The organism is Bradyrhizobium sp. CIAT3101, from assembly GCF_029714945.1.
GTDB lineage: Bacteria > Pseudomonadota > Alphaproteobacteria > Rhizobiales > Xanthobacteraceae > Bradyrhizobium.
This window is the reverse complement of record NZ_CP121634.1, coordinates 1,871,365-1,896,604: the sequence shown is the minus strand read 5'-3', so window position 1 is coordinate 1,896,604 and position 25,240 is coordinate 1,871,365. Positions and strand designations below refer to the sequence as shown.

Sequence of the window (25,240 nt, the reverse complement as noted above, 5' to 3'; positions counted from 1 at the left end):
CGCGCCAACGCGTCTAGGCTGCGGCCGTCTGATCGATCTTGGGGGCGGCTGCCGCATGCTTGCGCTGCGCGATTCCCAGCACCAGGACGCAAGCCGCCATCACCAGCGGCGGCAGAGCGGCCAGCAGGAACAGGTTCGAGAAGGGCAGATGCTGCGCGAGCAGTATCCCGGCGACCAGCGGTCCGCTGATCGAGCCGATCTTGGCGACCGACAGCGCCCAGCCGACGGCCGTGGTGCGGTTGGCGCTGGAATAGAACTGTCCGACCGAGCTGTTCAGGCCCTGGTGACCGCCCACCACGAAGAAGCCGACGCACACCATCGTCGCCAGGTAGGTGCTGTCACCAAGACCGAGCCAGCCGAGCGAAGCGACCAGCGGTGACGCAATCAGCGGCACGATCGCTATGGCAATGACGCCGAAACGATCGAGCACTCGCCCAATGGTGAGACCGCCGACGGCACCTCCGAGGCTGAACACGGTCAAGCCCATGGCCGCCTGCGCGGGCGTATGCCCCGACGCTTCCGCCAGGATCGGCGTCCAGCTGTTGAGGAAGAACATCGTGATCGAGCTCGCGATATAAGCCACCCACAGGAATGGGGTAATGACCGCAAGCCGTCCGTCGAACAGCGTCGCAAGTTGTGACGTCAGCCCGGTGCCGGCGGCAGATCCGGATGTCTCGTCACGCAGGACGAAGCGGGTCGTCGCCTGCGCTTGGAGCGAGGGCTCGATCCGGTTGAGGATGCGCGCGATTTCCGCGGGTTCGCGATTGCGTACCACGAGGAACTTGATCGACTCCGGAAGCGCGAAGTAGCACAGCGCAGCGCCCAGCAGGGGCAGCACGCCGCCGATCCAGAACACGATGGTCCAGCCGAAGTGCGGCACGAGACCGGCAGCGATGAAGCCGCCGATGCTGCTGCCCGCGACATAGCCGACCATGATGATCGCGACCGCCGTGCCGCGATACCGGCTAGGCGCATATTCGAGGTTGAGCGCGTAGCACAACGGCGACAAGCCACCGATGCCGATGCCTGCGAGGAAGCGAAGCACGATCAGGCTGGTGATGTCGTTGGCCCACACCGTCGCCAGTGTGAAGCTGCCGAACACCAGCATGGAGGCCACGATCGACAGACGACGGCCGATGCGGTCGCCGAGCGATCCGAACACGAGGCCGCCGACGAGGATGCCGAAAATGCCTGCACTGAAGACGATCCCGAGCGAGGCCCGGTCGATGCCCCAGTCCCGGATGATCGACGGCGCGGCAAAGGCCATTGCCTGAAGATCATAACCGTCCAGGAACATCATCGTGGTGGACAGGATCTGAACCGTCAGGACCAGGCCGTTACGGCGCTGACGCTCGATGACATCGGTGACATCGATGATGTCGGATGCACTCATACTCATCCTCCTCCCCGTTGCCGTTCGTTTTTTGGTGACGGCTTGTGGTAGCCGGGAAGCCTATTTCCTTCGGGAATGGAGGAGAATATGCTATTTTGAGCGATCATCTTTTCCAGGTTGGATTAAATGGCCGATAGCCTGCTGAATATGAAGGCATTTCTGGCGACGGCACGGGCCGGAAGCTTCTCAGAGGCGGGCCGACAGCTTGGAGTGGCACCATCGGTCATCACCAAGCGGGTCGGACAGCTGGAATGGTCGCTGAAGACGACGCTGTTGCGGCGGAGCACGCGGCGTCTTGCGCTGACCGAGGTCGGCGAGCGCTACCTCGACAGCGTCCGCCAGATCGTGCGCGAATACGACGAGATGGCGAAGGGGATCATGCGATCCCCGAACGAGCTCGAAGGCCAGTTGCGCATCAAGGCGCCGGCGTCGCCGATGATCATCGACCTTGCGCAATTGCTATCGTCGTTTCAGATCAAGTACCCGCGCGTGACGCTCGACGCGGTGTTGGTGGACCGCACGGTGAACCCGGTCGAGGAAGGCTTTGACATCGTGCTCACCATGATGCCGTCATCCTTCGATGGCGTGCTCGAGGAGCCCCTGCACGTCTTCGAACGCGTGCTGTGTGCGGCGCCCTCTTATCTGGCGCGGCGCGGCCATCCCCGGCACGCTCGTGATCTCGTCAATCACGATTGCATCGTGTTTTCGCCGATCGGGCCGGCATGGACCTTCGAAGGGCGCAACGGCGTGACGACGGTTACGGTTCGGCCGCACCTCGTGACCAACAACGGCGCGCTCGTCATCGACAGCCTGTGCGCCGGCAGCGGAATAGCCATTGCTTCGCGCACCGCCGTGGCCGATCGGCTCAAGTCCGGCGCGCTGGTCGAGATGCTCCCGCAACTCCAGGTCCCCGATCTCTGGGTTAAGGCACTTGTTCCCGCCACGCGCTCCAACCTCGCTCGGGTGCAGACACTGCTCGGCTCCCTGCGCGACGCCTTCCGCGAGGCCGCGACATCGGCGCCGGCACTCGGCCGGGAGGCATGACGCCAGAGAAGAATTTCAGGGCGAAGCTCTAATCCTCAGTCGTCGCCGAACGCCTCCTGGGGTTACGTGCCCGCGCTGGCGCTTGGTACACCCAAGGAGACGGCTCAGGGTTTCGTGGCTGCTCCTACCATCACGTCAATCGCGCCCTTCACGATTCCCTCCAGCTCCTTACGCGAGACGCGCGCGCGGGAGCGGATGGCGATGGTGTGGATGGTGGCGGACGCGAGTTGCGCCAGTGCGGCGGGATCGGCACTCGCCGGGAGTTCGCCCTTCTCCCTGGCGCGGCGGAAGCAATTCGCGAAAGCCTTGTCGAGCTCCGACAGCCCCTCCAGCACCATGGCGCGAATCTCCGGGTCGCCCACCGCTTCGGACGCCGCCGTCACCACGGTGAAACAGCCGCGCGGGCCGGTCTCGCCGGAGAGATAGATATTCAGCGCCGCAGCGTAGATACGCTCCAGCCGCTGGCGCACCGGCATCTCTTCGCGAAAGATCTCGACCATCGATGCGCGCGCATCCTCGCGATAGCGCTGGTAGCTCTTGATGTAGAGCTCGCGCTTGTCGCCGAATGCGCCATAAAGGCTCGGGCGATTCATGCCGGTGGCTTCACTGAGATCATCGAGCGAGGTCGCGGCAAAGCCCTGCTTGCGAAACAGGTCGAGCGCCTTGCCGAGCGCGACGTCGGGCTCGTAGGCGCGCGGCCGTCCGCGGCGCTTGGGTTCGCCGCGACGCCCGGGTTCAGTGGCAGCAGCTGGCGGCTTTGATTTTTGTACCATCTCGCAAGTTAATCCTTGACCTTCGACATAATATGCAAGACAGTACAAAAATCAATCTGGCCAGGTTGAGCGACACTCACAAAGAGAATTGCCCAAGGAGGCTACAGATGGATCTCTATTTCTCGCCGCTCGCCTGCTCCATGGCGACGCGCGTCGCGCTCTATGAGGCCGGCGCCGAGGCGAATTATCTCGAAGTCGATCCGCCGACCAAGAAAGTGCTCAACGACGGCTCCGACTTTCGCACCGTCAATCCGATCGGCCTGGTGCCGACGCTGCGCACCGACGAGGGCGTGGTGCTGACCGAGAACGCGGCGATCCTGCAATATGTCGCCGACCGTTTTCCGCAATCGGGCCTCGGCGCGGCGGCAGGCATTGATCGCACGCGGCTGCACCAATGGCTCTGCTTCATCGGCACCGAGCTGCACAAAGGCCTGTTCGTGCCTGTGCTCGACCGCAAGGCGTCGCAGGACGTGAAAGCCTACGTGCTGGAGAAGAACCTGTCGCGGCTCGACTATCTCGACAACTACCTGAAGGGGCGCGAGTTCCTGCTCGAGCATTTCAGCGTCGCTGATGCATATCTCGTCACGGTCATCAACTGGACCATGGCGACGCCGCCGATCGAGCTCGCCAAATGGCCGAACGTGAAGGCCTATTACGAGCGCCTGCGGCAGCGGCCGTCGATCGCGAAAGCGATCGCGGAGGAGTTCGAGCTGTACAAGGCCGAACAGGCTCGAAAGAAGGCGGCGGCGTAACGCCGACGCTTATCGGTTCGCATGACGACGTCGTCCCGGTTGGGCCTGGACGACGTCGCTGTTCGAGCAATCAGCTATTTCGGGGCTTGCAGCACGATCCCATAGCGGCCGTAGATCCGATCGATCGTACCGTCGTTCCGAAGCCGTTCCAGCGCCCGGTCGATGGCTTCGCGCAACGCATCATCCGGGCGGAGCATGCCGACAGCGACGTTCCAATTGAGATCGGCCTCGCCTTCGTCGCGATCCAGGATCCGGAGCGCCTTGTCCGGATGCGTCAGATTGAAATAGCTCGCCGCGGTCGGCGTGACTGCTGCGGCGTCGATCTCATGGTTCGACACGGCATCGAGGCTGTCGGTCTCGAATCCGAATGTCGATGTCGGGACGCGCCGCTGACCGATGATCATGGCTGCAACGGATCCGACCTGCACGCCCACCTTGGTCGACCCGTTGAGGCTCTTGAACGAGGTCAGCGCGCTGGATGAGGGCACCGCGAGCGCGACGCCCGTGCGATAATACGGTTTCGATATCCTCAATCGGGTTTCGCCCTGCGCTTCGCGGTCGGCGATGACGTCGAGCAAGATGTCACAGCCCGCACTGCGCATCTGGTACTGAGTGATGATCCAGTCGGGCCTGAGCGAAACGCCAAGCTCGCGCGCGAACGCGTTGCCCAGCTCGATCTGAAATCCCGGAGGGTCACCAGCCTTGTTGGCGAAGGGCAACGAGTTGGGGTGGGCGCATAGTCCGAGCACACCGGAGTCGCGGATCGCCTCGAGGGAGCGGGCCTGCGCCACACCGTTGAGTCCCAACAGTGCGACGACCACGAAGGGGAGACAGGTCTTCATGAGATGTCCAGTGTGGATCCGTACTTTCTTGCCGACCTAGCCTTCGCTCGGCTTCAGGGCGCGAATGTATTTGATGATCTCGTCGATCTGCGCATCGTTGAACACGGCGCCGAAGGCAGGCATGGCGCCTTCCTTGCCGTTCTTGATGCGAATGCGCAGGAAGTCGTCGTCTCGCTTGGTGTCCATGAGCTGCGGCCCCTTGCCGGCCGCACGACCGCCGGCGGAGTGACACCAGCCACAGGTCGTCGCGAACAACTGTCCGACATCGAGCTGCTCGCTGTCCGGCGCGGGCGACGCAGGCTGCTGCGCGCGGGACGGCAAGGCTGAAATCGTGAGGAGCACGGCAAGTGTCGGCGCCGACAATGTCGCAAGGGTCCAAGCCAATCGCATACCGGCCAAACCTACCTCTCGGAAATCCAATTGGCGCCGCGGCTCAGCGGCCCCGCTTCGACGGGGGAGGGAGCAGCGTCATGACGCTCCCTCCCAGCGCCACGAGGGCTTATTTCAGACTGTAGACGATAAGCGCGCCGTCGTCGCGCGGCATGCTCTTGTAGACGCCGCCGAACGTCGGCGCGTAATCATCGGAGGCCATACCGCCGAAGCCGGCAACGACCGCGATGTACTGCTTGCCATTGACGGCATAGCTGATGATGCCGCCCTGATGGCCGGTGCCGTCGCCGTGGCTCCAGAGCTCGGCACCGGAATCGGCATCATAGGCGTGAACCGTGCCTCGCGAATCCGGCACGAACACCAGATTGCCTCCGGTCGACATGACGCTTCCGAGCGGTGGTTCAGGGAAACGCACTTCCCACTTCTTGACGCCGGTGATGGGGTCGCGCGCGTCGAGATGGCCATAGATCTCACCGCTGGGCGGCGGCGCGATCTTGAAGTCGGCGCCAATGTTGAGCTGAGCCTGAGGAGCAACGATCGGAGTCGTCTTCTGAACTTCGAGCGTCATGCACCATTCCTGGCCGAGCTTGTAATAGAGCCCGGTCTTCGGGTTGTACGACCCGGCGTTCCAGCTCACCCCACCGGAAATGTGCGGGCACAACGGCTCGGAAACCTTGCCGGCCGAGAAGTCGCGACGACCGATCAGCTCACCCGTCTTGGGATCGATGTCCTTGACGAAATTGCTGTTCTGCGTGATCCGCCAGACATTCTTGACGCCGAGGTTGCGGTCATAGACGAAGATGTATCCGCTCTTGTTCGGATGGACGACGTACTTCTGGCCGTCGCGATCGAGCATCACGAACTCGCCGACCGCGCTGTCGAAGTCCCAGGCGTCGTGAGGCAGTTCCTGGTGATAGGATTTCAGCTTGCCGGTATCGACATCGAGCGCGATCACCGAGGTGGTGTAGAGATTATCTCCCGGACGCGCGCCCTGCGTCTTGTAATCGGCTCCCGACCAGTCGTAGAGCGGCGCCGGGTTGGCGGTGCCCCACAGGATGGTGTTGTTCTCGGCATCGAAGGTGCCCGGCATCCAGCCGCCGCCGCCGCCAGTGCGCCAGGAGTCATTACCCCAGGTCTTCGTGGCTTCGTCGGTGCCGGCAACCGTCAGGAATTCCCATTTCTTCTTGCCGGTGGTGGCATCAACACCGAAGATCGGGCCTCGGCCCGGCCATTCGCCGCCCTGTGCGCCGATCACCACCGTACCCTTGGCGTAAAGCGGTGCTCCGGTGAAACCAACGGTCAGTTTCTGGGAATCAATCAGCTTGGTGTCCCACATCACCTTTCCGCTCTTCATGTCGAGCGCGATGAGATGGCCATCCATTGTCCCCACATAGACCTTTCCCTCGCCGAGGGCGGCGCCGCGATTGTAGGGCGAATGAGTCTGCCGCGCGACCAGGGCTTCATCCAGCTCCGGGAAGTAGGACCAGATCACCTCGCCGGTAGCGCCGTTCAGCGCAAAGGTGCGGCTATAGGAGCCGGTGTAGTAGAGCACGCCATCGGCCGCGAGCGGCATCGATTGCAGCCCCCGGGTCGAACGTCCGGGGATGTGGATCCAGGCCACGCCCAGATTGCCCACATTGCTGGTGTTGATCTGTGAGAGAGGGCTGTAGTGATACGACTTGTACGAACCGTGATAGGTGAGCCAATCGTTCTGACCGGCGGACTCGATCCGGGCAGTATCCACGGCTTGAGCCCACGCTGCCGACGCCGCAAGTGTCGCTGCAACGAGAACAGGTAAGCCCGAGTTAAGCCACTGCTTCCTCATGTGCACTTCCTCCCGCTTTATGTTTGATCATTGCGTCTTGTAGGCGCCGCTGCGAGGGATGTTGGCAGGTCAAGATACGTCGATCGCTCTCCGTCGGGCATGATGTGCCAACGGATGTCCCCCTCTTTCGGCGCATATCGCCAATGGAGCTATGTTCACTGGAGTGGTTGCGATTGTACTTCTGTTCGCGGGCACAGCGTACGCCGGATCGCGGGGAGTGCAACGACGGAATGCGCGCACGGCGCGGATTTGACGCGCGGACGCGAAATTAAAACGGCAGCCGCGCTGACCGTTTCGTCTCGATCGACAAATCCCGGACCGAAATGTCTTGGTGGTCGTCTTGGCGGAAGTGTCTTGGCGGTCGTGCACGACCGCCAAGATCAAGGCGATGCAAGGCCAGATCGTCAGCGCTTCACCCGCGTCCGTAGATCGCCATGGCCTTGTCCGAAGACACCAGCCCGCTCTCGACATCGTCCTGCACCGCCGCGCGATCGCGCTCGCCCGGTGCGCCGATGCCGGCGCCGCCCGGCGTCATCACCACCAGCCGGTCATCCGGTGGAATGGTCTGAAAGCCCTTGCCGCGCATCTTCTGGCCGGACTTCAGGCCGACATAGCCGGCCTCGCCATTCTGGCCGCCGTCACGGCCGCGCGGCGGATGCTCGATGCGATCGAAGGCCGCGAGGATGTCGAAGGGCGCGTCGATGCCGGTACCGACCTCGATGATCTGGCCGAGGCCGCCGCGGGTACGCCCTGCTCCGCCGGAATCCGGACGCAGTTCCTTGCGCCAGAAGATCAACGGCGTCTGCGTCTCGGCGATCTCGACCGGCGTACCGCGCACGCCGCTGGGATAGGCGGTCGCGGACAAGCCATCCTTGCCGAAACGCGCACCGGTGCCGCCGTTGGACGTCACCGCCATCGAGAACCCGTAATTGCCGCCGACGCCCGAGCGGGTCTGGCCGCGCACGTTGAGATTCCACAGGCACGAGGTACCTTCCGCAGGCACGCGCTCGGGAATGATCTGGCGCAGGCAGCCGAACACGACGTCGGGCAGCATCTGTCCGATGATGTGGCGCGAGGCGACCGGTGCCGGCTTCGGCGCGTTCAGGATGGCACCCAGAGGTGCCGACACCGTCAGCGGCGAGAGCGAGCCGGCATTGTTCGGGATCTGCGAGGCAACGACGCAGCCGAGGCCGAACACGGTATAGGCCGTGGTGTAGGACAGCGGCACGTTGATGCCGAACTTCGAGGCGGCCGAGGTGCCGTCGAAATCGACGTGGATGCCTTCGTCGGAAATCGTCAGCGTCGCCGCCAGCGTGACCGGCGCATCGTAGCCGTCGACCACCATGGTGTTGCGCCACGTTCCCTTCGGCAATTTCGCGATCTCGGCGAGCACGGCCTCGCGCGAGCGATCGCAGATGTAGTCGCCGAGCTCGTCGAGCGTGTCGATATCGAACTCGGTCATCATCTCGACCAGGCGCTCGCAGCCGACGTCGTTGCAGCCGGCGAGCGAATAGGTGTCACCCTCGGTATCGATCGGCAGCCGTGTGTTGGTGCGGATCATCGCCATCAGCGTCTCGTTGACGACGCCCTGGTCGATCAGCTTCAGCATGGGAATGTAGAGCCCCTCCATGAACACGTCGGTGGCGTCGGGGCCGAAGCCGATGCCGCCGATGTCCATGAGATGGCTGGTGCAGGAGAACAGCGCGACGATCTTGCCGTCCTTGAAGCAGGGTGTGGTGACGACGAAGTCGTTGAGATGGCCGGTGCCCATCCAGGGATCGTTGGTGATGTAGGCATCACCTTGCTTCATCGTCTCCAGCGGAAAATGATTGATGAAGTGCTTGACCGATTCCGCCATCGAATTGACGTGACCGGGTGTGCCGGTCACGGCCTGTGCCAGCATCCGCCCCCTGAGGTCGAACACGCCGGCCGAGAGGTCGCCGCATTCGCGCACGATCGGGCTGAACGCGGTGCGGAGCAGCACCTGCCCCTGCTCCTCGACCACGGCGATCAGCCGGTGCCACATGATCTGGAGGTCGATCAGGCTCGCGCCTTTGGTCTTGCTCATGATCAGGCCGCCTTCCGTTCCATGACGATGCTGCCGGCACCGTCGATATGCGCGTCGAAACTGTTCGAGACGAAGGTGGAGGTTTCGTCCTCGGCGATCACCGCAGGCCCCGCAATCGTCGCGCCCGGCGCCATGTCCTCGCGGCGATAGAGCGGGATCTCGATCACCTCGCCTGCCCGGCCGTCGAAGAATTTGCGGCTGCCGGAGGCCTTGGCCGCGGGCTTACGCGTGACGGCGGCGACAACAGAGGGATTACGTGCCTCCGTCGTCGCAAGCACCGACCAGCTCAGCACCTCGATCGCGGCGCCCGGGATCGGACGTTCGAACATCGCCGAATAATCAGCCTCGAACTTTTGCCGCAGGCCGGCGAGATCGGCCGACGTCAGCGGCCGGTTCGGCAGCTCGACGGTGATCTCGTGGCCCTGGCCGACATAGCGCATGAACGCGGCGCGGCGCTCGCGCACCGGCGCGCCGGCAGCGCCGGGCTCGACCAGCGCACGCGCTTCGGTCACCATTTCCTGCAGGAGTTCGGAAACTGCAGCCGTATCGAAATCGTCGAGCCGCACGTGGCGGCTGCGCACCAGCTCATAGGCGATCGGCGCGGCGAGGAAGCCGACCGCCGAGCCGACGCCGGCGTTCGACGGCACGATCACGCGGGACACGCCGATCTTCTCGGCGACACGCGCAGCATGCAGCGGCGCGGCACCGCCAAAGGCAATCAACGTGTGCTGGCCAACGATCTCGCCACGCTCGACCGCATGCACGCGCGCCGCACTCGCCATATTCTCGCAGACGACCTCGTGCACGGCATAGGCCGCGGTTTCCGCCGACAGGCCCAGCGCCTCGCCGACATCGCGCAGCAGCGCCTGCTTCGAAAGCTCTGGATCCAGCTTGATCGTGCCGGCCGCAAAGGTGTCGGGGTCGATCATGCCGAGCGCGACGTCGGCATCGGTCACGGCCGGACGCCGGCCGCCGCGGCCGTAGCAGGCCGGTCCCGGTTCGGAGGACGCGCTCTCGGGGCCGACGGTCACACGCTTCATCGCATCGACATGGGCGATCGAGCCGCCGCCGGCGCCGATCTCGACCATCTCGATCACGGGAATGCGCACCGGCAGGCCGGAGCCCTTGAGGAAGCGCGCGGCACGATCGACCTCGAACACGCGCGAGGTCTCGGGCTGGTATTTCTCGATCAGGCAAATCTTTGCCGTGGTGCCGCCCATGTCGAAGGAGAGCACCTTGCTCTCGCCGAGACGCGCCGCGATCTGCGCCGCGAAGATGGCGCCGCCAGCGGGGCCGGATTCGACCAGACGAACCGGAAAGCGCCGCGCCGTCTCGATCGAGGTGACGCCGCCGCCGGACGTGACGAGATAGATGGCGCCACGGAACTGCTCGACCTGCAAGGCGTCGGCCATGCGGGCGAGATAACCGTCGATCAGCGGCTGCACATAGGCGTTGGCCACCGCGGTGGACGTGCGCTCATATTCGCGGATTTCCGGACACACGGCCGACGATACCGTCACGGAGATGCCGGGCATCTCCTCGCCCAAAATCGCGGCAGTACGTCGCTCGTGCTCGGGATTGGCGTAGGAATGCAGGAACGCGATCGCGACGCTCTCGACCTTCAACTCGCGCAATCTTGGCGCGAGCGCGCGCACGGCTGCTTCGTCCAGCGGGAGGCGAACCGCGCCATGGGCGTCAATGCGCTCGGGCACGGTGAAACGCAGGCTGCGCGGCGCCAGCGGCTTCGGCTTGTCGATGCTGAGGTCATACTGGTCGTAACGGCTCTCGGTGCCGATATCGAGCACGTCGCGAAAACCCTCGGTCGCGATCAGCGCCGTCTTGGCGCCGCGCCGCTCGATGATGGCGTTGGTCGCCAGCGTCGTGCCGTGGATGAACACGTCGATGTCGCTGATATGCGCGCGCGCATCGGTGAGGATGAGACGCATGCCGTCCAGCACCGCCTGTTCGGGCCGTTGCGGCGTCGTCAGCACCTTGCGGGTTTTGCGCACTTCGCCCACGTCCAGCACGATGTCGGTGAACGTGCCACCGATATCAACGGCAAGCCGCACTTCGGCTCCTTCAAGCATTCCAAAATTCTCCGGCTGATCGTCAAGACTGAGGGCAAAAGTACAGCAATTTCCGTGCCATCCGGCACACTCGGAACGCTGCACCAGGCCATTCTGCTTGGCACCTATGCAATAGGCAAGACGTGTTCGCGCCGCATCAGATCAGAGCAGGAATGCAAGCGCCGCCTCGCAGCGCTCCTCGACCTTGAGCGTCAGAAGATCGTCGGCGCGGGTGCGTCCGAGATTGATCGCGGCGATCGGAATCTGGCGATCTGCGGCAGCCTTCACGAAGCGGAAGCCGGAATAGACCATCAGTGACGACCCGACGATCAGCATCGCGTCGGCCTGCGCCAGATGATCCTGCGCGGTCGCCACCACATCGCGCGGGACGTTTTCTCCGAAGAACACGACGTCGGGCTTGAGAATGCCGCCGCAGGCTTCGCACGCAGGCACGTTGAACGAGGAGAAATCCGCATGCTCCAGATCGGCGTCGCCATCAGGCGCGTCCGCCGCATCGAGCGTCAGCCATTCCGCATTGGCGCGGCCGAGCGCATCCTGGAATTCGTTGCGCGGCGTCTTAGCCCCGCAGCCCATGCAGCGGACGAGATCGAGCCGTCCGTGCAAATCGATCACCTGCCGGTGGCCGGCGGATTGATGCAGCCGGTCGACATTCTGGGTCAGCAGCATCTCGCACCGCCCATTCGCCTCGAGCCGGGCGAGCGCATGATGCGCATCGTTCGGGCGGGCCTGGCCGAATCGCCGCCAGCCGATCAGGCTACGCGCCCAGTAGCGCTGGCGCGTAAGCTCTTCGGACATGAAGGCCTGGAAGTTGACCGGCTGGGTGCGCTTCCAGTTGCCGTGGCTGTCGCGATAGTCGGGAATGCCCGAATTGGTGCTGCAGCCCGCGCCGGTCAGCACGAACAGTTTTTCGTGCCGGCCGACGAATTCCTTGAGCGGAGGGTTTGTCATGGCGCAGATGTAGGCTGCGCCGGCCGGTTTTGCCAGATCACGGCCGCTCGGGCGGCTCGAATCCGGCGATCAGCTTCACGAGTTCGCTCTGTCGCGCGGCGCCGGTCTTGCGGAAGACATTGTGGAGATGCGTCTTGACCGTCGCCTGCGTCAGGCCGAGGGCCACAGCGAGGGCCTTCACACCGCTCACCTTCATGACGGCATCGAGCACGCGGATCTCGCTGGCGGTGAGCTTGTAGAGCTTTGCCAGCGCCTCCAGCGGCGGCGGACTTGCGGGCGAGGTCTTGCGGACGAACACGGCGGCGACGGCGGAATGCAGCGCGCCGGTGCGCTGTCGGTCGCCGGAGGTGAGCGGCAGCACGCTGGCGAACCAGCGGCCTTGCGAGGTCGCGAGCGGGATCGGGCCGGCGCTGTCGGCCGGCACATTGCCGTTCTCGGCGGCCACAAGCGCGTCGCGCAACGCGCGCTGCGCCTCGGGAGCGGCGGCGAACAGCATTCCGTTTCGTTCGGCGACCAGCGCGGCCTCGTCCAGCACCATGCGTCCGGGCGCGTTGGTGAAGACGAGGCGTCCGTTGGGGCCAACCAGAAAGACGGCGGCCGTGACGCTGTCAAGCGTCTGGGTCAACACCGCCTGAGCCGCCTTGTTCTGATCGAACAGCCGCCCGATCGAGACTGCGCGCTGGAAATGCGGCACGATCAGCGCGAACCGGTGGCGAGCGCCGGGGCTGACGAGGCCGTCCTTCTCATGCATACGCACGCTGACAATCGATGAATTGGTTGCCCCCTTCTCCAGATTCGCCCCGAGCGCGTCGATCATGCCCTGCGGCTTCATCCACTCTTCGTAAAAGCGCGTCTCCGCCATCTCCTCGAAGGGGACGAAGTCGGTGGATGCATAGACAAGACCCGCCTCGCAGAACGTGGCCGCCGGGAAACAGGGATTCAATGGAAGATACTTCTCGAGATAGAGCTTGGTGAAGTCCGGCGCTTCATTGAAGAGGTGCAGCACCGCGGTTTGCTCGGTGGCTGCGTCATGCCAGAACAAGGCGCCGGAGGAACCGCCGACGAACAGGCAGGCTTGCTCCAGCGCACGCGGCCACAGGCTCGGATCGAGTGCGGCGTCGTAGACGAGGCCGATCACCTCTGAAAGCAAAGCGGCTTCAGACGTCACGGCCGGCTCTCAAGCATTTCGAACAAGGCATTTGGCATTTGCGCCTTCAGTCACACACTATCACGATGTCGACACCGACGGCAGAACTTCAACCGTACGAATGATGCAGGGCTCCATGCCCGAAGCGGCGGTGTGACATTGCCAATGGCTTACGTTGTGATCGTTTTGCTGTTTCGTTGAGCAAGATGTCACGGGGTCGGGACCGTCGTCGATCATTTCGAGGGAGCGCTCGGCTTGGTTGGCGCAGCCTGCTTTTGCGACACCACGGCCTTGGCCGCCGGCGGTTCCGGCGCAGCAGGCGCGACCGGCGCGGACTGCCCGACTGACAACGACACGCCGAACACACGCCATTGCCCGTCGACCGGCGCGAACAGCAGTTCAAAATTCACCTGCGACGGCACCGATGGGAAAAACCCGGCCATGTGCAACAGCCCGCTGGGCTCGATCTGCGGCAGCAGCGACAATTGCGGATCGATGACGGCGACACCGGAGAGATCGAGCTTGTCGCCGCGGTGCTTGGCAAAAATCTCCGCGAGCCTTGCCGCGGTGTTGACCTGGAAGCCCGGCGCGCCGAGATCGCGCAGCACCGTGTAGTTGCCGGTCTTGTTGGCCTGATCGACCGCAAGCAGCGTCGAGCGGATCAGCATCAACACGCCGTTGCGGTCGATATTGGCGGGCTTGGCTGCCGGTTGCTGCGGCGGCGGCGCAGCCTGGTGCGGCTGTGGCGGCGTCTGCTGCGCAGACGTCGTCACCGCATCGACCACGACAAGCCCAAGAACTAAAAGCCCAAGAACCAGAAGCCCCAGGCCTGCGCCCAACCATCGCAGTTTCATTGCAAGCAGACCTCCGAGCCGCCGGGACTGTGGGCCAGGAGACAGGATCGGACATCAACCGTTCGGTTGAGTTCGCCTGTAGGTGTCGCGCCGAGGCTGCGGTTCTTTCCGACTGTTGCTGGATTGCATCGCAAGACTTCCCGGGGTCAGCTCGCCCAATTGTCGCGAAACTCGGGAAACAACGTCAGCCCTCCGCAGGCATAGATGGTCTGCCCGGTGATGTAGCTGGCATCATCCGAGGCAAGGAAGGCGAAGACGGCGGCGATCTCTTCCGGCGCGCCGACGCGCCCGAGCGGGATATGGCTCGCGACGTTGGCGCGCTTGTCGGCATCGCCGGTCCATGCCGCATTGATCGGCGTGTCGATCGCGCCAGGACCGACCGCATTGACGCGGATGCCGCGGCCGGCAAATTCCAGCGCCAATGTGCGGGTCAAATTGGCCATGCCGCCCTTGCTGATCGAATAAGCGAGATAGCCCGGCTTCGGGATGATCTGATGCACGCTGGAGCAATTGATGATGCAGCCAGCCCCGCCGCGCGCAACGAAATGCGCGAGCGCCTTCTGCGCGCAGAGCACGGCGCCATTCAGGTTGACGTCGATGATGCGGCGATAGGTTTCGATATCGAGCGCCTCGCTCGGCGATTCCCGCTGGAAGCCGGCATTGTTTACGAGACAATCGAGACGCTTCCAACGTGCCAGGATCGTCTCGAACATCGCAGCCACCTCATGGTCGTTGCTGACGTCGGCCTTGACGATGACATGATCGAGCTTGCCGTGGCCGCGATCGCCCGATCCGGTCCTTGCGAGCGCAAGCGTCTCCTCCGCCTTCTCGGGGTGATCGACATAATTGATGGCAACAGTCGCCCCTTCCTGGGCGAGCCTGACAGCAACGGCACGGCCGATGCCCTGGGACGCGCCGGTCACCAGCGCATATCGGCCGACTAGGCGTGAGGGAAAGGTAGCTGAGAGGTCGGTCTGTGGCATGAGCTTTCTCCGGGATGCATCATCATGGATGGAACCGGTCTTTTGTTCCATCCGTCAACGCATCGCTGGGATTCATTCCGCGCGGCGCGCGATCGGCGAGGTCAGGATCTGGTACAGAATAATGGCGCCAAAGGTGGCGGTGCCGATCCCGCCGAGGGTGAACGCACCGAATTTCAGCGTGAGATCGCCGGCGCCTGCGGTCAGCGCCACGGCGACGGTGATCAGGTTCGCCGGATTGGCGAAATCGACCTTGTTCTCGACCCAGATCCGGCCCGCCATCGCCGCGATCAATCCGAACAGCACGATCGAAAGGCCGCCGATGACGGGACCCGGGATCGACAGGATCAGCGCGCCGAATTTCGGCGAGAAGCCGAGCAGTAGCGACCCGGTTGCGGCGAAGGCAAACAGCAAGGTCGAATAGACCTTCGTCGCCGCCATGACGCCGATGTTCTCGGCATAGGTGGTGACGCCGGTGCCGCCGCCGCAGCCGGCCACGATCGTCGCGAGGCTGTCGGCGAACAAGGCGCGGCCGAGATAGCCATCGAGGCTACGGCCCGTCATGGCGCCGACCGCCTTGATGTGACCGAGGTTCTCGGCGACCAGAATGACCGCGACCGGCGCGATCAGAAAGATCGCATCGGCATGGAAGGTCGGCGTCGTGAAGTTCGGCAGGCCGAACCACGGCGCCGCCGAAAGCTGCGTGAAGTCGATCGGCTTGCCGAAGCCCAGGCCGTTCGCGAACAGCAGGTACAACAGATATCCACCGATCGCGCCGAGGATGATCGGCAGTCGGCGCCAAAGCCCCGGGGCGGCCACGGCGAGCACACCGATGATCAGAACCGTCGCGAGCCCGATCCAGGTCTCGAACGCATTGGCGCTCACCGCCTTGACCGCCACGGGCGCGAGGTTGAGGCCGATCGCGGCAACCACGGCGCCGGTGACGGCCGGCGGCATCAAACGCTCGACCCAACCGATCCCCGACCACATCACGATCAGCGCGATCACGGCGTACAGCACACCGGCCGCAACGATGCCGCCGAGCGCAACCGACAGGTTCGGGTTCGGCCCATGCCCGGCATAGCCGGTGGCGGCGAGGACAACGGCAATGAACGCGAAGCTCGAGCCGAGATAGCTCGGCACGCGTCCCGCAACGATGACGAAGAAGATCAGCGTGCCGACGCCGGAGAACAGGACCGCAACATTGGGATCAAACCCCATCAGCAGCGGCGCGATGATCGTCGACCCCGACATTGCAACGCAATGCTGGAGACCGGAGACGATGGTCTGGCCCCACGGCAGCCGCTCCTCCGGCATGATCACGCCCGAGGTCTTCAGCTTCCAACGCGGAAAATAGCTGTTCGCGTGCTCGTCCGAGCCTGTTGCGTTCGACATGTTCCCCCCATTGCGGTGCAGCGATTGATCTTCGTGCGATCCGACAAAAATGTGATTGTTGCTTATGCGGCGAACATCACATGATGTAAATCATGCAAGATCAAAGCGTTCCGGGGCAAGCCATATGACACAAGTCGCGATCCAGCCAGCCGTTCATCGCCGGCACCAGCCCTGGTACAAGATCCTCTATGTCCAGGTGCTGATCGCGATCGTGCTCGGGGTGCTGATAGGCTATTTCTATCCGGACCTCGGCAAGGAGTTGAAGCCGCTCGGTGACGCCTTCATCGCGCTGATCAAGATGATGATCGCGCCGGTGATCTTCTGCACCGTGGTGCACGGCATCTCCTCGATGGGCGACCTCAAGCGTGTCGGCCGGGTCGGATTGAAGTCGCTGATCTATTTCGAGACGGTCTCGACCGTCGCGCTCGCCATCGGCCTCCTGGTCGGCGAGATTCTCCAGCCCGGGCGCGGCTTCAACATCGATCCTTCCACGATCGATCCGAAATCGGTGGCGACCTATGTGACCAAGGCGCACGAAGACGGCATCGTCGCCCATCTGATGGCGATCATCCCGGACAGCTATGTGGGCGCGATCGCGCGTGGCGACCTGTTGCAGGTGCTGCTGGTCTCCATCCTCTCCGGCTTCGCCATCGCCTTCCTCGGCAAGACCGGCGAGCCGATCGCGGAGGCGATCGACAAGGCCGCAAAGATGTTCTTCGGCATCATCCGCATCATCGTGCGCGTGGCGCCGATCGGCGCGTTCGGCGCGATGGCGTTCACCGTCGGCGCCTACGGCCTCGGCTCGCTGCTCAACCTCGCCGCCCTCATCGGCACATTCTATCTCACCAGCATCCTGTTCGTGCTGATCGTGCTGGGCTCGATCGCCAGGCTCGCCGGCTTCTCGATCCTGCGCTTCATCGCCTACATCAAGGACGAACTGCTGATCGTGCTCGGCACCTCGTCATCGGAGACGGTGCTGCCGCAGATGATCCAGAAGATGGAGCATCTCGGTGCCTCGCGCTCGGTGGTCGGCCTCGTGATTCCGACCGGCTACAGCTTCAACCTCGACGGCACCAACATCTACATGACGCTGGCGACGCTGTTCCTTGCACAGGCCACCAACACGCATCTGACGATCTGGCAGGAGCTCGGCATTCTGGGCATCGCGATGATCACCTCGAAGGGCGCATCGGGCGTGACCGGCGCCGGCTTCATCACGCTCGCCGCGACGCTCTCGATCGTGCCTGATATCCCGATCCAGTCGATCGCGATCCTGGTCGGTATCGACAAGTTCATGAGCGAGTGCCGCGCGCTGACCAATTTGATCGGCAACGGCGTCGCCTGCGTCGTCATCAGCATCTCGGAGGGAGAGCTCGACCGCGAGGCGCTGCACGAGACCATGGCGCATCCGCTAGAGATGGGCGAAGCGCTGGAGCCTGGCGGCAGTGCGTAACGCACCGCTCGACACCAGGTGAGTCGGTTCCGTCGCGGTAGTTTCCCGGAGTGGTCAATTGGTGCATCACGCGTCACAACAAGGCGTTGGGATCACCGATTGATACTCATTCATTCCACCCGACGCGCTGGGGGCAGGGCGTCGGGTTTTTGAAGAATTGCAGCAGGATCTGCGGGGCGGGATCAGATGATCCCGCCATTGGCGCGCAGCACCTGCCCGTTGATCCAGCCACCATCGGGGCCGGCGAGAAACGAGACCGCGGCCGCGACATCCGTGGGCTGGCCCAGCCGCTCCAACGGCGCGAGCTTGGCGAGATGATCGATCACCGCCGGAGTCTTGCCATCCAGAAACAGCTTCGTTGCAGTCGGACCGGGCGCCACGGCATTCACGGTGATGTTGCGGCCACGCAACTCCTTGGCCAGCACATGGGTCAGAGCCTCGACGGCCGCCTTGGTCGCCGCATAGATGCCGTAGGTCGGAGACAGCAGACCGGCCTGGCTCGACGACAGATTGACGATGCGCCCGCCATTGCGCAGCCGGCGTGCTGCCTCGCGCAGCGTGTTGAAGGTGCCTTTCAGATTGATCGCGATCTGGCTGTCGAAGACGGCATCGTCGGCATCCGCAACCGCCGCCAGCCGCATGACACCGGCATTGTTGACCAGCACATCGACGCCACCGAACGCGGTCTCCGCCGCGTCGAACATCCGCGTCACGGCGGCTGCGTCGCTGACGTCGGCCTGCGCGGTGATGGCCCGGCCGCCAGCCTGCGCGATCCTGGCGGCCAGCGCCTCCGCTTCGGCCGCGCTGCCGGCATAGTTAATGACAACGGCAAAGCCGTCGCCGGCGAGCCGTTCGGCAATCGCAGCCCCAATGCCGCGCGAGCCCCCGGTGACAATGGCGACCTGTTTGCTTCCGTTGGACATTTGCCTTCTCCGTGGTTCCCGGCCGCTGCTTGCGGCTGACACGGGAGGATTTGCCCCTTTTCCGGCGAAAGATAATCAGCCGGCCGCCGGTATCATTGTTCTGCCATGCCGAACAATCACCCCGAGGCGGCGAGATCGAGCCACCGCGTGATCCCGATCGCCTGCAGGAACGCCTCGTCATGGCTGACGACGAGCAGCGCGCCGTCATAGGCCCTCAAGCCGGCTTCGACGGCTTCGATGGACTCGATGTCCAGATGATTGGTCGGCTCGTCCAGGATCAGCAGTGACGGTGGCGCCGATCCGCCCAGCACGCAGGCGAGGGCCGCCCGAAACAGCTGCCCGCCGCTCAGGCTGCCGGCGATCTGCAAGGCCGCATCGGCGCGAAACATGAAGCGCGCCAGCGCGGCATGGCACTCGTTCGCGCCCGCCCTTGGATTGAGGCGCGCGAAATTGTCCAGGATCGAGACCGCGGGATCGAGCAGGCTGACCTTCTGGTCGAACAGCGCAAAATCCGGCCTGACCCGCACGGTGCCCGAGCTGGAGGGGAGCTCACCGGCGATGAGTTTCAGCAGCGTCGTCTTGCCAGAGCCGTTCGGCCCGATGATCGCGACCCGCTCCGGCCCAACGATGGTGAGCGATAGATCGCGCAGGATCGGTCGCTCCGGCTGATAGCCCGCGCTGACGCGATCGAGCCAAACCACCTCCCTCCCCGCCGGCAGCTGCGTCGAGGGTAGCTTGACGGACAGCGGCTGGAGGATCTCGATGCGTCGGCGTGCGGTATCGACCGCATCAAGCGCTTCCGCGCGCCGCCTCTCCGTGATCTGCGCAGTCTTGCCGCCGCTGTCCTCGCTGCGATCCCGACGCGCACCGGCGAGAATACGCGGCATGTCGCCCTTGGCGCGCTTCGCCCTTCCGCCACTGTCCTTGCGTGCCTTGCGCTCGACCGCCTCCTGCGATTTGCCGTCGATCTCGGACAGATGCTTCTCGGCATGGACGAGGTCGTGCCTGACGGCGGCGAGCTCGACGGCCTTCTGTGCGCGATAGCTGCTCCAATTGCCGCCGTATCTCGTAGCGCCGAGCGAGGTCAGTTCCACGATGGCGTCCATCGTCTCCAGCAGCGCGCGGTCGTGGCTGACGACGATCGCGCCGCCGCGCCAGGCGGCCAGCAGATCGATCACGGCACGGCGCCCGTCCCGATCGAGATTGTTGGTGGGCTCGTCCAGCAACAGGAAGTCCGGCTCGGTGAAGAGCAGCGCGGCCAGACGAACGCGCGTGACCTGCCCACCCGACAAGCGGTCCAACTCCGTGTCGGCGGCGATATCGAAGCCAACGCGGGCAAGCGCGGATGCAAGCCGTGTTTCCAGGGTCCAGTCGACATCGGCGACATCCTCGGCCGAGGCTTCGCCGCGCTCGGCACGGCGAAGCAGGTCCAGGGCAGCGCGCGCGCCGAAGAGGTCGACCACCGTCGCGCCGGCACTGAGCTGGGCGTCCTGGCGCAGCAGCCCGACGGTAGCGTTGGCGATCACACGCCCCGACTGCGGAAGGTGCTCGCCCATGATTGCGGCGAAGAGCGTTGTCTTGCCGACGCCATTGCGGCCGACAAGACCGGCGCGCTCGGAGCCGAAGGTCAGATCGATGTTGGAAAGGAGCGAGCGGCCGTCAGGCGTGGACAGTGACAGGCGCGACAGGATGATTGAAGCAGGCATGGAATTCCCCGTGAGCAATGCGGATCGGCGTTGCGGTCGGGGTGAAATCCATGGCTGCGAATATCCTTATTGAGAGCCCGCTCATAATCCCGCCGGGCGACAAGATCAAGCCATGTCCTCGGCGGGCATCCTATTGCCTCAGGGTTATGCGGCCAGCCTGTCGAACTGAACCTTGCCCGCCTTCATCACCAGCGGGATGTGCTCGCCCTGACCGAGCAGGCAGGTCACGTCGCGCAACGGGTTGCCATCAACCACCAGCAGGTCGGCAAAAGCTTCGGGCAAGATCCGGCCGAGCTTGCCCTCCATGCCGAGCACCTCCGCTCCGATCACGGTCGCACTGGCGATGACCTCGTGTGTGCCCTGGATCTCGGCGCGAATGCGGAATTCATCGCTCTGGAGGCGCTGCGACGGTCCAAGCAGATCGCTGCCATAGCCCATCTTCACCCCGGCCTTGCGATAGATCTCGAGCGAGCGCAGGCCGGCATCGCGGACGTCGGCGATCTTGGCGACGCTCTCCGGCGGCAGGCCGTATTGCGCACCCTCATTGGCAAGGGCCTCATAGGTCACGAGCGTCGGCACCACATAGGCGCCCTTCTCGGCCATCAGACGCGCAGTCGGCTCGTCGACGAGATTGCCGTGCTCGATGGTGCGGACGCCGCAGCGAACCGCGCGCGCGATCGCCGCCGCGGTATAGGCATGAGCCAGCACATAGGTCTGCCGGCCCTGCGCCTCCTCGACGATGGCGCGGATCTCGTCCTCGGAGTAGCCGAAGGCGCCGACCGGATCGGTCGGCGAGGCAACGCCGCCGGACGCCATGATCTTGATCTGGTCGGCCCCCATCTGCAGCTCCTCGCGCACAGCCTTGCGCACGCCGTCGACACCGTCGGCAACACGCCCCAACGCACCGACGCGCACGCAGCACGGACAGGCCGTGTCGCTGGCGAGGTAATCGGAACGCGCCCGCATGTCGGCGTGGCCGCCTGTCTGGCTCAGCGCACGGCCGGACACGAACAGCCGCGGACCGTCGGTCAGGCCGGTCTCGATCGCCTGCTTCATCGCGTGGCCGGCGCCGCCGGCATCGCGGACGGTCGTGAAGCCTCGCCGCAACATGCCGCGCAGCAGAAGCGTCGAGCGCAGCGTCACCAGCACGTTGGGAATGTGGACCTGCTGCGCCAGGTTCAGCTCGATCGCGATGGTGTGCACGTGGAGATCGATCAGTCCGGGCATCAGCGTCTTGCCCTTCACATCGATGGTTCGATCGGCTGTCACCTTGATTGGCCGGTCCGAGACCTCCTTGATCAGATTGTCCTCGACCAGCACGTCATGGCCCGTCAGCAGCTCCGGCTGGAGCGGATCAAGCAGAGCGGCATTCTTGAAGAGGATGCTGGGCATGGTGGTTTCCTGTCAGGACGCTGGCGCCAGAAGTGCCGGCAATGTCAATTGGGCAAAGGGGAGACAGGCCGCGACGTCGTCCTCGTCGTACCAGGCCGCCTCGTGCAGCAGATTGAGCGAGCCGAGCGTGCGCCCACGCCAGCGCACCGGCATGTTGAGCACGCTCGCGCAGCCAAGCGAGGCAATCAGCTCGTGGTCGGAAAACACGTCGCGCAGATCGTCCAGCGTGCGGCCGATATAGGCCTCGCCACGGTCGAGCACCGCCTCGGTCCACGGCCCCGGCGCCAGGCGCTTGCGCCCGCCCGCAGGATAGGGCCCGGGAAGATTGGAATAGACCCGCGCGGCTTCGCCACTGGCGTCGTCGTAGGTCAGGATCGTAAACAGCTTGTGCCCGATCGCCGACTTCATGGCATGGTCGAGCGCCGCGAACAACGCCTTCGGCTGATCGACGCTGCTCTGCGCTGCCGCGACGGCGCAGAGCCAGGGATCAGCCTTTGTTTTGGTCCGCGTCATGCAACCTCGCCCGCCGCGATCTCTTCCAGAGACCGGCCGCGCGTCGGCACGCCCATCAGCACGACCGTGACCGCCCCGAGCAGCAGCACGGTGGTGGTGACGCCGAACACGCCGGCGAAGCCGAAATTGGGATAGAGGTAGCCGACCAGGATCGGCGACACGATCGCGCCGATGCGACCGATTGCGGACGCAAGCCCGGCACCGGTGGTCCTGACCGGCGTCGGGAATACCTCGGCGGTGTAGGCATAGACGCCCGCATAGGTGCCGTTCATGAACAACGACAGCAGAATTCCCGCCAGCATGATGTGCTGATCCGTCTGCGCGAAGGCGAGGCCGAGCGCGCTGATGCCGCCGAGCACCATGTAGGTCGCAATCGTCGCCTGCCGGCCGATGCGCTCGTTGAAATAGGCGGCACTGAAATAGCCGGGGATCTGCGCGCAATAGATCGCGATCGAATAGCCGAAGCTCTTGGTGATGCTCATGCCGTTCTGGACCAGAAGACCCGGGATCCAGACGAAGAAGGAGTAATAGCTGAAGGTGATCGCAAGCCACATGATCCAGGTCATGATGGTGATGCGGGCCTGACGGGCCGCCAGAAGTGCCGCGAAATTGGCGAGCAGCGTTCCGCCGGTCCCGGTGGGCGGGGCAACTTCGACGACCGGCGGCGGCAGGACATGGCCCTCGCGCGCAAAGCCGGCCTCGATTCGATCAAGCACGGCCTCGGCTTCCTTCTCCCGTCCGCGGCTTTCGAGCCAGCGCGGCGATTCCGGAAGGGCCCGACGCCACCACAACAGCATGACGACGGGTATTGCCGTGATCACCAGCACGATACGCCAGCCGTTATCATAGGCGGGCACGATGAAGTAGCCGAGCAAGGCCGCCGCGACGAAGCCGAAGGAGAAGAAGCCGGCCAGCGCGCCGGTAAAGCTGCCGCGGTAACGCCGCGCCACGAATTCCGCGAGATAGGGCGCGATGATCGCGCTCTCCGCGCCGGTGCCCATGCCGGCGACGACGCGTGCAGCGAAGAACGCCGACCAGCTATCGACCACCGCACTGACGATCGACGCCACGCAGTAAAGCGCCAGCGCCGACATCATCACTGCACGGCGCCCGATCAGGTCACCGAGCGTGCCGGCGAACAGGGCTCCGAACAGGAAGCCGATATAGGTGCTGCTGCCGAGCACGCCGATCTCGACGCTCGACAAATTCCAGGCAGTCCGCAGCACCGGCAGGATGAAGGCCAGCACCGCCGCATCCATCGCGTCGAACATGTAGCCAAGCCCGCCCATCAGCAGGAGATGCATGTGGAAGCGCGCGAACGGAAGGCGCTCGATGCGCGCCGATATCATTGACATGGAAATCCCCCTCGATTGCGGCCCGGCACACCGCGCGTCGTTCGGGAGCGAAGCATAGACAAAGTGACATTATCGTCATAATTTATAATCTTGATCTCGTATATCACCATGGTGAATGTGTGTCGTTCCGCGCGCTCGACCTCAACCTGCTGAAAGTCTTCGAGGCGCTGATGACCGAGGGCAGCGTCACGCGCGCCGCGAGTGCTCTGACAATGACCCAGCCCGCCGTCAGCAACGCACTCGCGCGCCTGCGCGACGCGCTCGGCGATCCCCTGTTCGTGCGATCGGGCACCGGCATCCGTCCCACGCAACGCGCCGTCGTGCTGTGGCAGCCGATCGGTGAAGCCCTGGAAAGCGTGCGCGGCGCGCTCGACGAGCAGGTATTCGATCCCGGCCGCGCCCAGACCGAGTTCACCCTGTCGATGTCGGACTATGTGGCTTCGCTGGTGATGCCGGACCTGCTGAATCATCTCGGCAAGGTCGCGCCGAGGTCGCGCGTGCACACCGTTCCCAACACCATCGTGGAGATCGCCGACCAGCTCGAGGACAACCGGGTCGACTGCGTCTTGAGCGTTTACGTCAACGAGGCGCAGCAGCCGGCCGCCATCCGCTCGCGTTTGCTATGGACGGTCGACTATGCCTGCTTCATGCGGCGCGACCATCCGCTGGCGACACAAAAGCGGCTGAGCACGCGCGCCTTTCTCAACGCAAGGCATGTCGATGTGAGCCTCGCCGGCAAGACACAGCCGTCCTACGATCTGTTTCTCGCCTCGCGCGGGCTGTCGCGCAATCTGGTGGCGACCGTCAACCATTACAGCGCAGCCTACGAGACCGTGCGGCAGTCCGACCTCATTGCCGTACTGCCAAGCGATCTCCGTTCGCAGTCGCGCCACGCGCCGTTCCTGCATGCGATGCCGCTGCCGCTCAAGGCGCCGGCCCGCATCGTCAGCCTGTTCTGGCACCAGCGCAACGACACCGTGCCCGCGCAGCGCTGGCTGCGCGAGACCCTGGTCGGGATGTTCGCCAAATCGGACTGAGCGGATCAGCCCTTGAGCGCGGTGACAACCACCTCGATCAGCGCGCCGCCACCGAGATCGGCGACGCCGACGGTGGCGCGGGTCGGCAGATCGTCGCCGAAGAACTCGGTCCAGGCCGCATCCATCTCCTTCTTCCTGGAGAGATCCGTGACGAAGATCGAGGCGCTGACGATCCGGCTCTTGTCGGTGCCGACCTCCTTCAGGTAGCCGGCGATCTTGCCGAGGATGTTGCGGGTCTGATCGCCCATCGAGACCGAGGTGTCGTCGGCAATCGTGCCGCCGACGAAGACGAAGCCATTGGCTTCGACGGCGCGGTGCATGATGGGCGTGCGGATGCTGCGGGTGATGCTCATGACGTCTTCT

Annotated in this window: 22 protein-coding genes; 4 read left to right on the top strand and 18 right to left on the bottom strand. The window is 64.4% G+C overall.

Translation table 11 applies throughout. The annotated features are described in order from the left end of the window. Positions 1-13 precede the first annotated feature (13 nt). The gene (locus QA645_RS08780) at positions 14-1,393 is read right to left on the bottom strand and encodes an MFS transporter (RefSeq protein WP_283049633.1); all 1,380 of its coding nucleotides are present in this window, start codon (positions 1,391-1,393) and stop codon (positions 14-16) included. 126 nt (positions 1,394-1,519) lie between these two features. Between QA645_RS08780 and QA645_RS08775 the strand changes: the two genes are divergently transcribed. After that, a complete protein-coding gene (locus tag QA645_RS08775; RefSeq protein ID WP_254133915.1) occupies positions 1,520-2,437 on the top strand; it encodes a LysR family transcriptional regulator in 918 nt (305 codons plus the stop codon). Positions 2,438-2,541: 104 nt separating this feature from the next. On the opposite strand, the gene QA645_RS08770 is transcribed toward QA645_RS08775, so the two are convergent. Continuing rightward, complete coding sequence (locus QA645_RS08770; protein ID WP_283049631.1) at positions 2,542-3,210, bottom strand: TetR/AcrR family transcriptional regulator; 669 nt, start codon at positions 3,208-3,210, stop codon at positions 2,542-2,544. Positions 3,211-3,317: 107 nt separating this feature from the next. On the opposite strand from QA645_RS08770, the gene QA645_RS08765 reads away from it, so the two are divergent. Continuing rightward, on the top strand, positions 3,318-3,962 hold the full coding sequence (locus tag QA645_RS08765; RefSeq protein WP_283049629.1) for a glutathione binding-like protein: 645 nt from the start codon (positions 3,318-3,320) through the stop codon (positions 3,960-3,962). Positions 3,963-4,036: 74 nt separating this feature from the next. Here the strand turns inward: QA645_RS08765 and QA645_RS08760 are convergent, their stop codons facing one another. The 10 genes from QA645_RS08760 to QA645_RS08715 all read right to left on the bottom strand — a co-directional run bounded on the left by QA645_RS08760 (position 4,037) and on the right by QA645_RS08715 (position 16,498). Beyond that, positions 4,037-4,804: a transporter substrate-binding domain-containing protein gene (locus tag QA645_RS08760; RefSeq protein WP_254133918.1), complete on the bottom strand. Its 768-nt coding sequence runs from the start codon at positions 4,802-4,804 to the stop codon at positions 4,037-4,039. Between the two features lie 36 nt (positions 4,805-4,840). Beyond that, positions 4,841-5,146 (bottom strand): cytochrome c, encoded by a 306-nt coding sequence (locus QA645_RS08755; protein WP_254133919.1) that lies wholly within the window; start codon positions 5,144-5,146, stop codon positions 4,841-4,843. Positions 5,147-5,303: 157 nt separating this feature from the next. Beyond that, the gene (locus tag QA645_RS08750) at positions 5,304-7,019 is read right to left on the bottom strand and encodes a PQQ-binding-like beta-propeller repeat protein (RefSeq protein WP_254133920.1); all 1,716 of its coding nucleotides are present in this window, start codon (positions 7,017-7,019) and stop codon (positions 5,304-5,306) included. A 412-nt stretch (positions 7,020-7,431) separates the two neighbouring features. Beyond that, positions 7,432-9,087, bottom strand: a complete 1,656-nt coding sequence (locus QA645_RS08745; RefSeq protein ID WP_283049627.1) for a hydantoinase B/oxoprolinase family protein — start codon at positions 9,085-9,087, stop codon at positions 7,432-7,434. 2 nt (positions 9,088-9,089) lie between these two features. After that, complete coding sequence (locus tag QA645_RS08740) at positions 9,090-11,174, bottom strand: hydantoinase/oxoprolinase family protein (RefSeq protein WP_283049626.1); 2,085 nt, start codon at positions 11,172-11,174, stop codon at positions 9,090-9,092. A 141-nt stretch (positions 11,175-11,315) separates the two neighbouring features. Then, positions 11,316-12,122, bottom strand: a complete 807-nt coding sequence (locus tag QA645_RS08735) for an NAD-dependent protein deacetylase (protein ID WP_283049625.1) — start codon at positions 12,120-12,122, stop codon at positions 11,316-11,318. A gap of 37 nt (positions 12,123-12,159) precedes the next feature. Beyond that, positions 12,160-13,290, bottom strand: a complete 1,131-nt coding sequence (locus tag QA645_RS08730) for a helix-turn-helix transcriptional regulator (protein ID WP_283049623.1) — start codon at positions 13,288-13,290, stop codon at positions 12,160-12,162. A gap of 212 nt (positions 13,291-13,502) precedes the next feature. Then, on the bottom strand, positions 13,503-14,123 hold the full coding sequence (locus QA645_RS08725) for a hypothetical protein (RefSeq protein ID WP_283049621.1): 621 nt from the start codon (positions 14,121-14,123) through the stop codon (positions 13,503-13,505). A gap of 146 nt (positions 14,124-14,269) precedes the next feature. After that, positions 14,270-15,106: an SDR family oxidoreductase gene (locus tag QA645_RS08720; protein WP_283049619.1), complete on the bottom strand. Its 837-nt coding sequence runs from the start codon at positions 15,104-15,106 to the stop codon at positions 14,270-14,272. A gap of 72 nt (positions 15,107-15,178) precedes the next feature. Then, positions 15,179-16,498 (bottom strand): solute carrier family 23 protein, encoded by a 1,320-nt coding sequence (locus tag QA645_RS08715; RefSeq protein WP_283049617.1) that lies wholly within the window; start codon positions 16,496-16,498, stop codon positions 15,179-15,181. Positions 16,499-16,622: 124 nt separating this feature from the next. On the opposite strand from QA645_RS08715, the gene QA645_RS08710 reads away from it, so the two are divergent. Further along, on the top strand, positions 16,623-17,951 hold the full coding sequence (locus QA645_RS08710) for a dicarboxylate/amino acid:cation symporter (RefSeq protein ID WP_254195261.1): 1,329 nt from the start codon (positions 16,623-16,625) through the stop codon (positions 17,949-17,951). Between the two features lie 182 nt (positions 17,952-18,133). Here the strand turns inward: QA645_RS08710 and QA645_RS08705 are convergent, their stop codons facing one another. The 5 genes from QA645_RS08705 to QA645_RS08685 all read right to left on the bottom strand — a co-directional run bounded on the left by QA645_RS08705 (position 18,134) and on the right by QA645_RS08685 (position 23,840). Next, positions 18,134-18,874, bottom strand: a complete 741-nt coding sequence (locus QA645_RS08705; RefSeq protein WP_283049615.1) for an SDR family oxidoreductase — start codon at positions 18,872-18,874, stop codon at positions 18,134-18,136. A 116-nt stretch (positions 18,875-18,990) separates the two neighbouring features. Continuing rightward, positions 18,991-20,580 (bottom strand): ABC-F family ATP-binding cassette domain-containing protein, encoded by a 1,590-nt coding sequence (locus QA645_RS08700; protein ID WP_283049614.1) that lies wholly within the window; start codon positions 20,578-20,580, stop codon positions 18,991-18,993. Positions 20,581-20,724: 144 nt separating this feature from the next. Then, entirely contained in the window at positions 20,725-21,972 is a 1,248-nt protein-coding gene (locus QA645_RS08695) for an amidohydrolase family protein (protein ID WP_283049612.1), read from the bottom strand. 12 nt (positions 21,973-21,984) lie between these two features. Further along, positions 21,985-22,485, bottom strand: a complete 501-nt coding sequence (locus QA645_RS08690; protein ID WP_283049610.1) for a GAF domain-containing protein — start codon at positions 22,483-22,485, stop codon at positions 21,985-21,987. After that, positions 22,482-23,840 (bottom strand): MFS transporter, encoded by a 1,359-nt coding sequence (locus tag QA645_RS08685; protein ID WP_283049608.1) that lies wholly within the window; start codon positions 23,838-23,840, stop codon positions 22,482-22,484. Before QA645_RS08685 ends, QA645_RS08690 begins: the two co-directional genes overlap by 4 nt. Before the next feature lie 170 nt (positions 23,841-24,010). Between QA645_RS08685 and QA645_RS08680 the strand changes: the two genes are divergently transcribed. Then, positions 24,011-24,877, top strand: a complete 867-nt coding sequence (locus QA645_RS08680) for a LysR family transcriptional regulator (RefSeq protein ID WP_349253190.1) — start codon at positions 24,011-24,013, stop codon at positions 24,875-24,877. A gap of 5 nt (positions 24,878-24,882) precedes the next feature. On the opposite strand, the gene QA645_RS08675 is transcribed toward QA645_RS08680, so the two are convergent. Then, positions 24,883-25,230: a RidA family protein gene (locus QA645_RS08675; protein WP_283049604.1), complete on the bottom strand. Its 348-nt coding sequence runs from the start codon at positions 25,228-25,230 to the stop codon at positions 24,883-24,885. Positions 25,231-25,240: the final 10 nt, after the last annotated feature.

What these genes read in the sequence shown, in the direction of transcription:
- QA645_RS08780 (WP_283049633.1), bottom strand. Translation starts at nt 1,393, where the DNA reads ATGAGTGCATCCGACATCATCGATGTCACCGATGTCATCGAGCGTCAG.
- QA645_RS08775 (WP_254133915.1), top strand. Translation starts at nt 1,520, where the DNA reads ATGGCCGATAGCCTGCTGAATATGAAGGCATTTCTGGCGACGGCACGG.
- QA645_RS08770 (WP_283049631.1), bottom strand. Translation starts at nt 3,210, where the DNA reads ATGGTACAAAAATCAAAGCCGCCAGCTGCTGCCACTGAACCCGGGCGT.
- QA645_RS08765 (WP_283049629.1), top strand. Translation starts at nt 3,318, where the DNA reads ATGGATCTCTATTTCTCGCCGCTCGCCTGCTCCATGGCGACGCGCGTC.
- QA645_RS08760 (WP_254133918.1), bottom strand. Translation starts at nt 4,804, where the DNA reads ATGAAGACCTGTCTCCCCTTCGTGGTCGTCGCACTGTTGGGACTCAAC.
- QA645_RS08750 (WP_254133920.1), bottom strand. Translation starts at nt 7,019, where the DNA reads ATGAGGAAGCAGTGGCTTAACTCGGGCTTACCTGTTCTCGTTGCAGCG.
- QA645_RS08745 (WP_283049627.1), bottom strand. Translation starts at nt 9,087, where the DNA reads ATGAGCAAGACCAAAGGCGCGAGCCTGATCGACCTCCAGATCATGTGG.
- QA645_RS08740 (WP_283049626.1), bottom strand. Translation starts at nt 11,174, where the DNA reads ATGCTTGAAGGAGCCGAAGTGCGGCTTGCCGTTGATATCGGTGGCACG.
- QA645_RS08735 (WP_283049625.1), bottom strand. Translation starts at nt 12,122, where the DNA reads ATGACAAACCCTCCGCTCAAGGAATTCGTCGGCCGGCACGAAAAACTG.
- QA645_RS08725 (WP_283049621.1), bottom strand. Translation starts at nt 14,123, where the DNA reads ATGAAACTGCGATGGTTGGGCGCAGGCCTGGGGCTTCTGGTTCTTGGG.
- QA645_RS08720 (WP_283049619.1), bottom strand. Translation starts at nt 15,106, where the DNA reads ATGCCACAGACCGACCTCTCAGCTACCTTTCCCTCACGCCTAGTCGGC.
- QA645_RS08715 (WP_283049617.1), bottom strand. Translation starts at nt 16,498, where the DNA reads ATGTCGAACGCAACAGGCTCGGACGAGCACGCGAACAGCTATTTTCCG.
- QA645_RS08710 (WP_254195261.1), top strand. Translation starts at nt 16,623, where the DNA reads ATGACACAAGTCGCGATCCAGCCAGCCGTTCATCGCCGGCACCAGCCC.
- QA645_RS08705 (WP_283049615.1), bottom strand. Translation starts at nt 18,874, where the DNA reads ATGTCCAACGGAAGCAAACAGGTCGCCATTGTCACCGGGGGCTCGCGC.
- QA645_RS08700 (WP_283049614.1), bottom strand. Translation starts at nt 20,580, where the DNA reads ATGCCTGCTTCAATCATCCTGTCGCGCCTGTCACTGTCCACGCCTGAC.
- QA645_RS08695 (WP_283049612.1), bottom strand. Translation starts at nt 21,972, where the DNA reads ATGCCCAGCATCCTCTTCAAGAATGCCGCTCTGCTTGATCCGCTCCAG.
- QA645_RS08690 (WP_283049610.1), bottom strand. Translation starts at nt 22,485, where the DNA reads ATGACGCGGACCAAAACAAAGGCTGATCCCTGGCTCTGCGCCGTCGCG.
- QA645_RS08685 (WP_283049608.1), bottom strand. Translation starts at nt 23,840, where the DNA reads ATGTCAATGATATCGGCGCGCATCGAGCGCCTTCCGTTCGCGCGCTTC.
- QA645_RS08680 (WP_349253190.1), top strand. Translation starts at nt 24,011, where the DNA reads ATGACCGAGGGCAGCGTCACGCGCGCCGCGAGTGCTCTGACAATGACC.
- QA645_RS08675 (WP_283049604.1), bottom strand. Translation starts at nt 25,230, where the DNA reads ATGAGCATCACCCGCAGCATCCGCACGCCCATCATGCACCGCGCCGTC.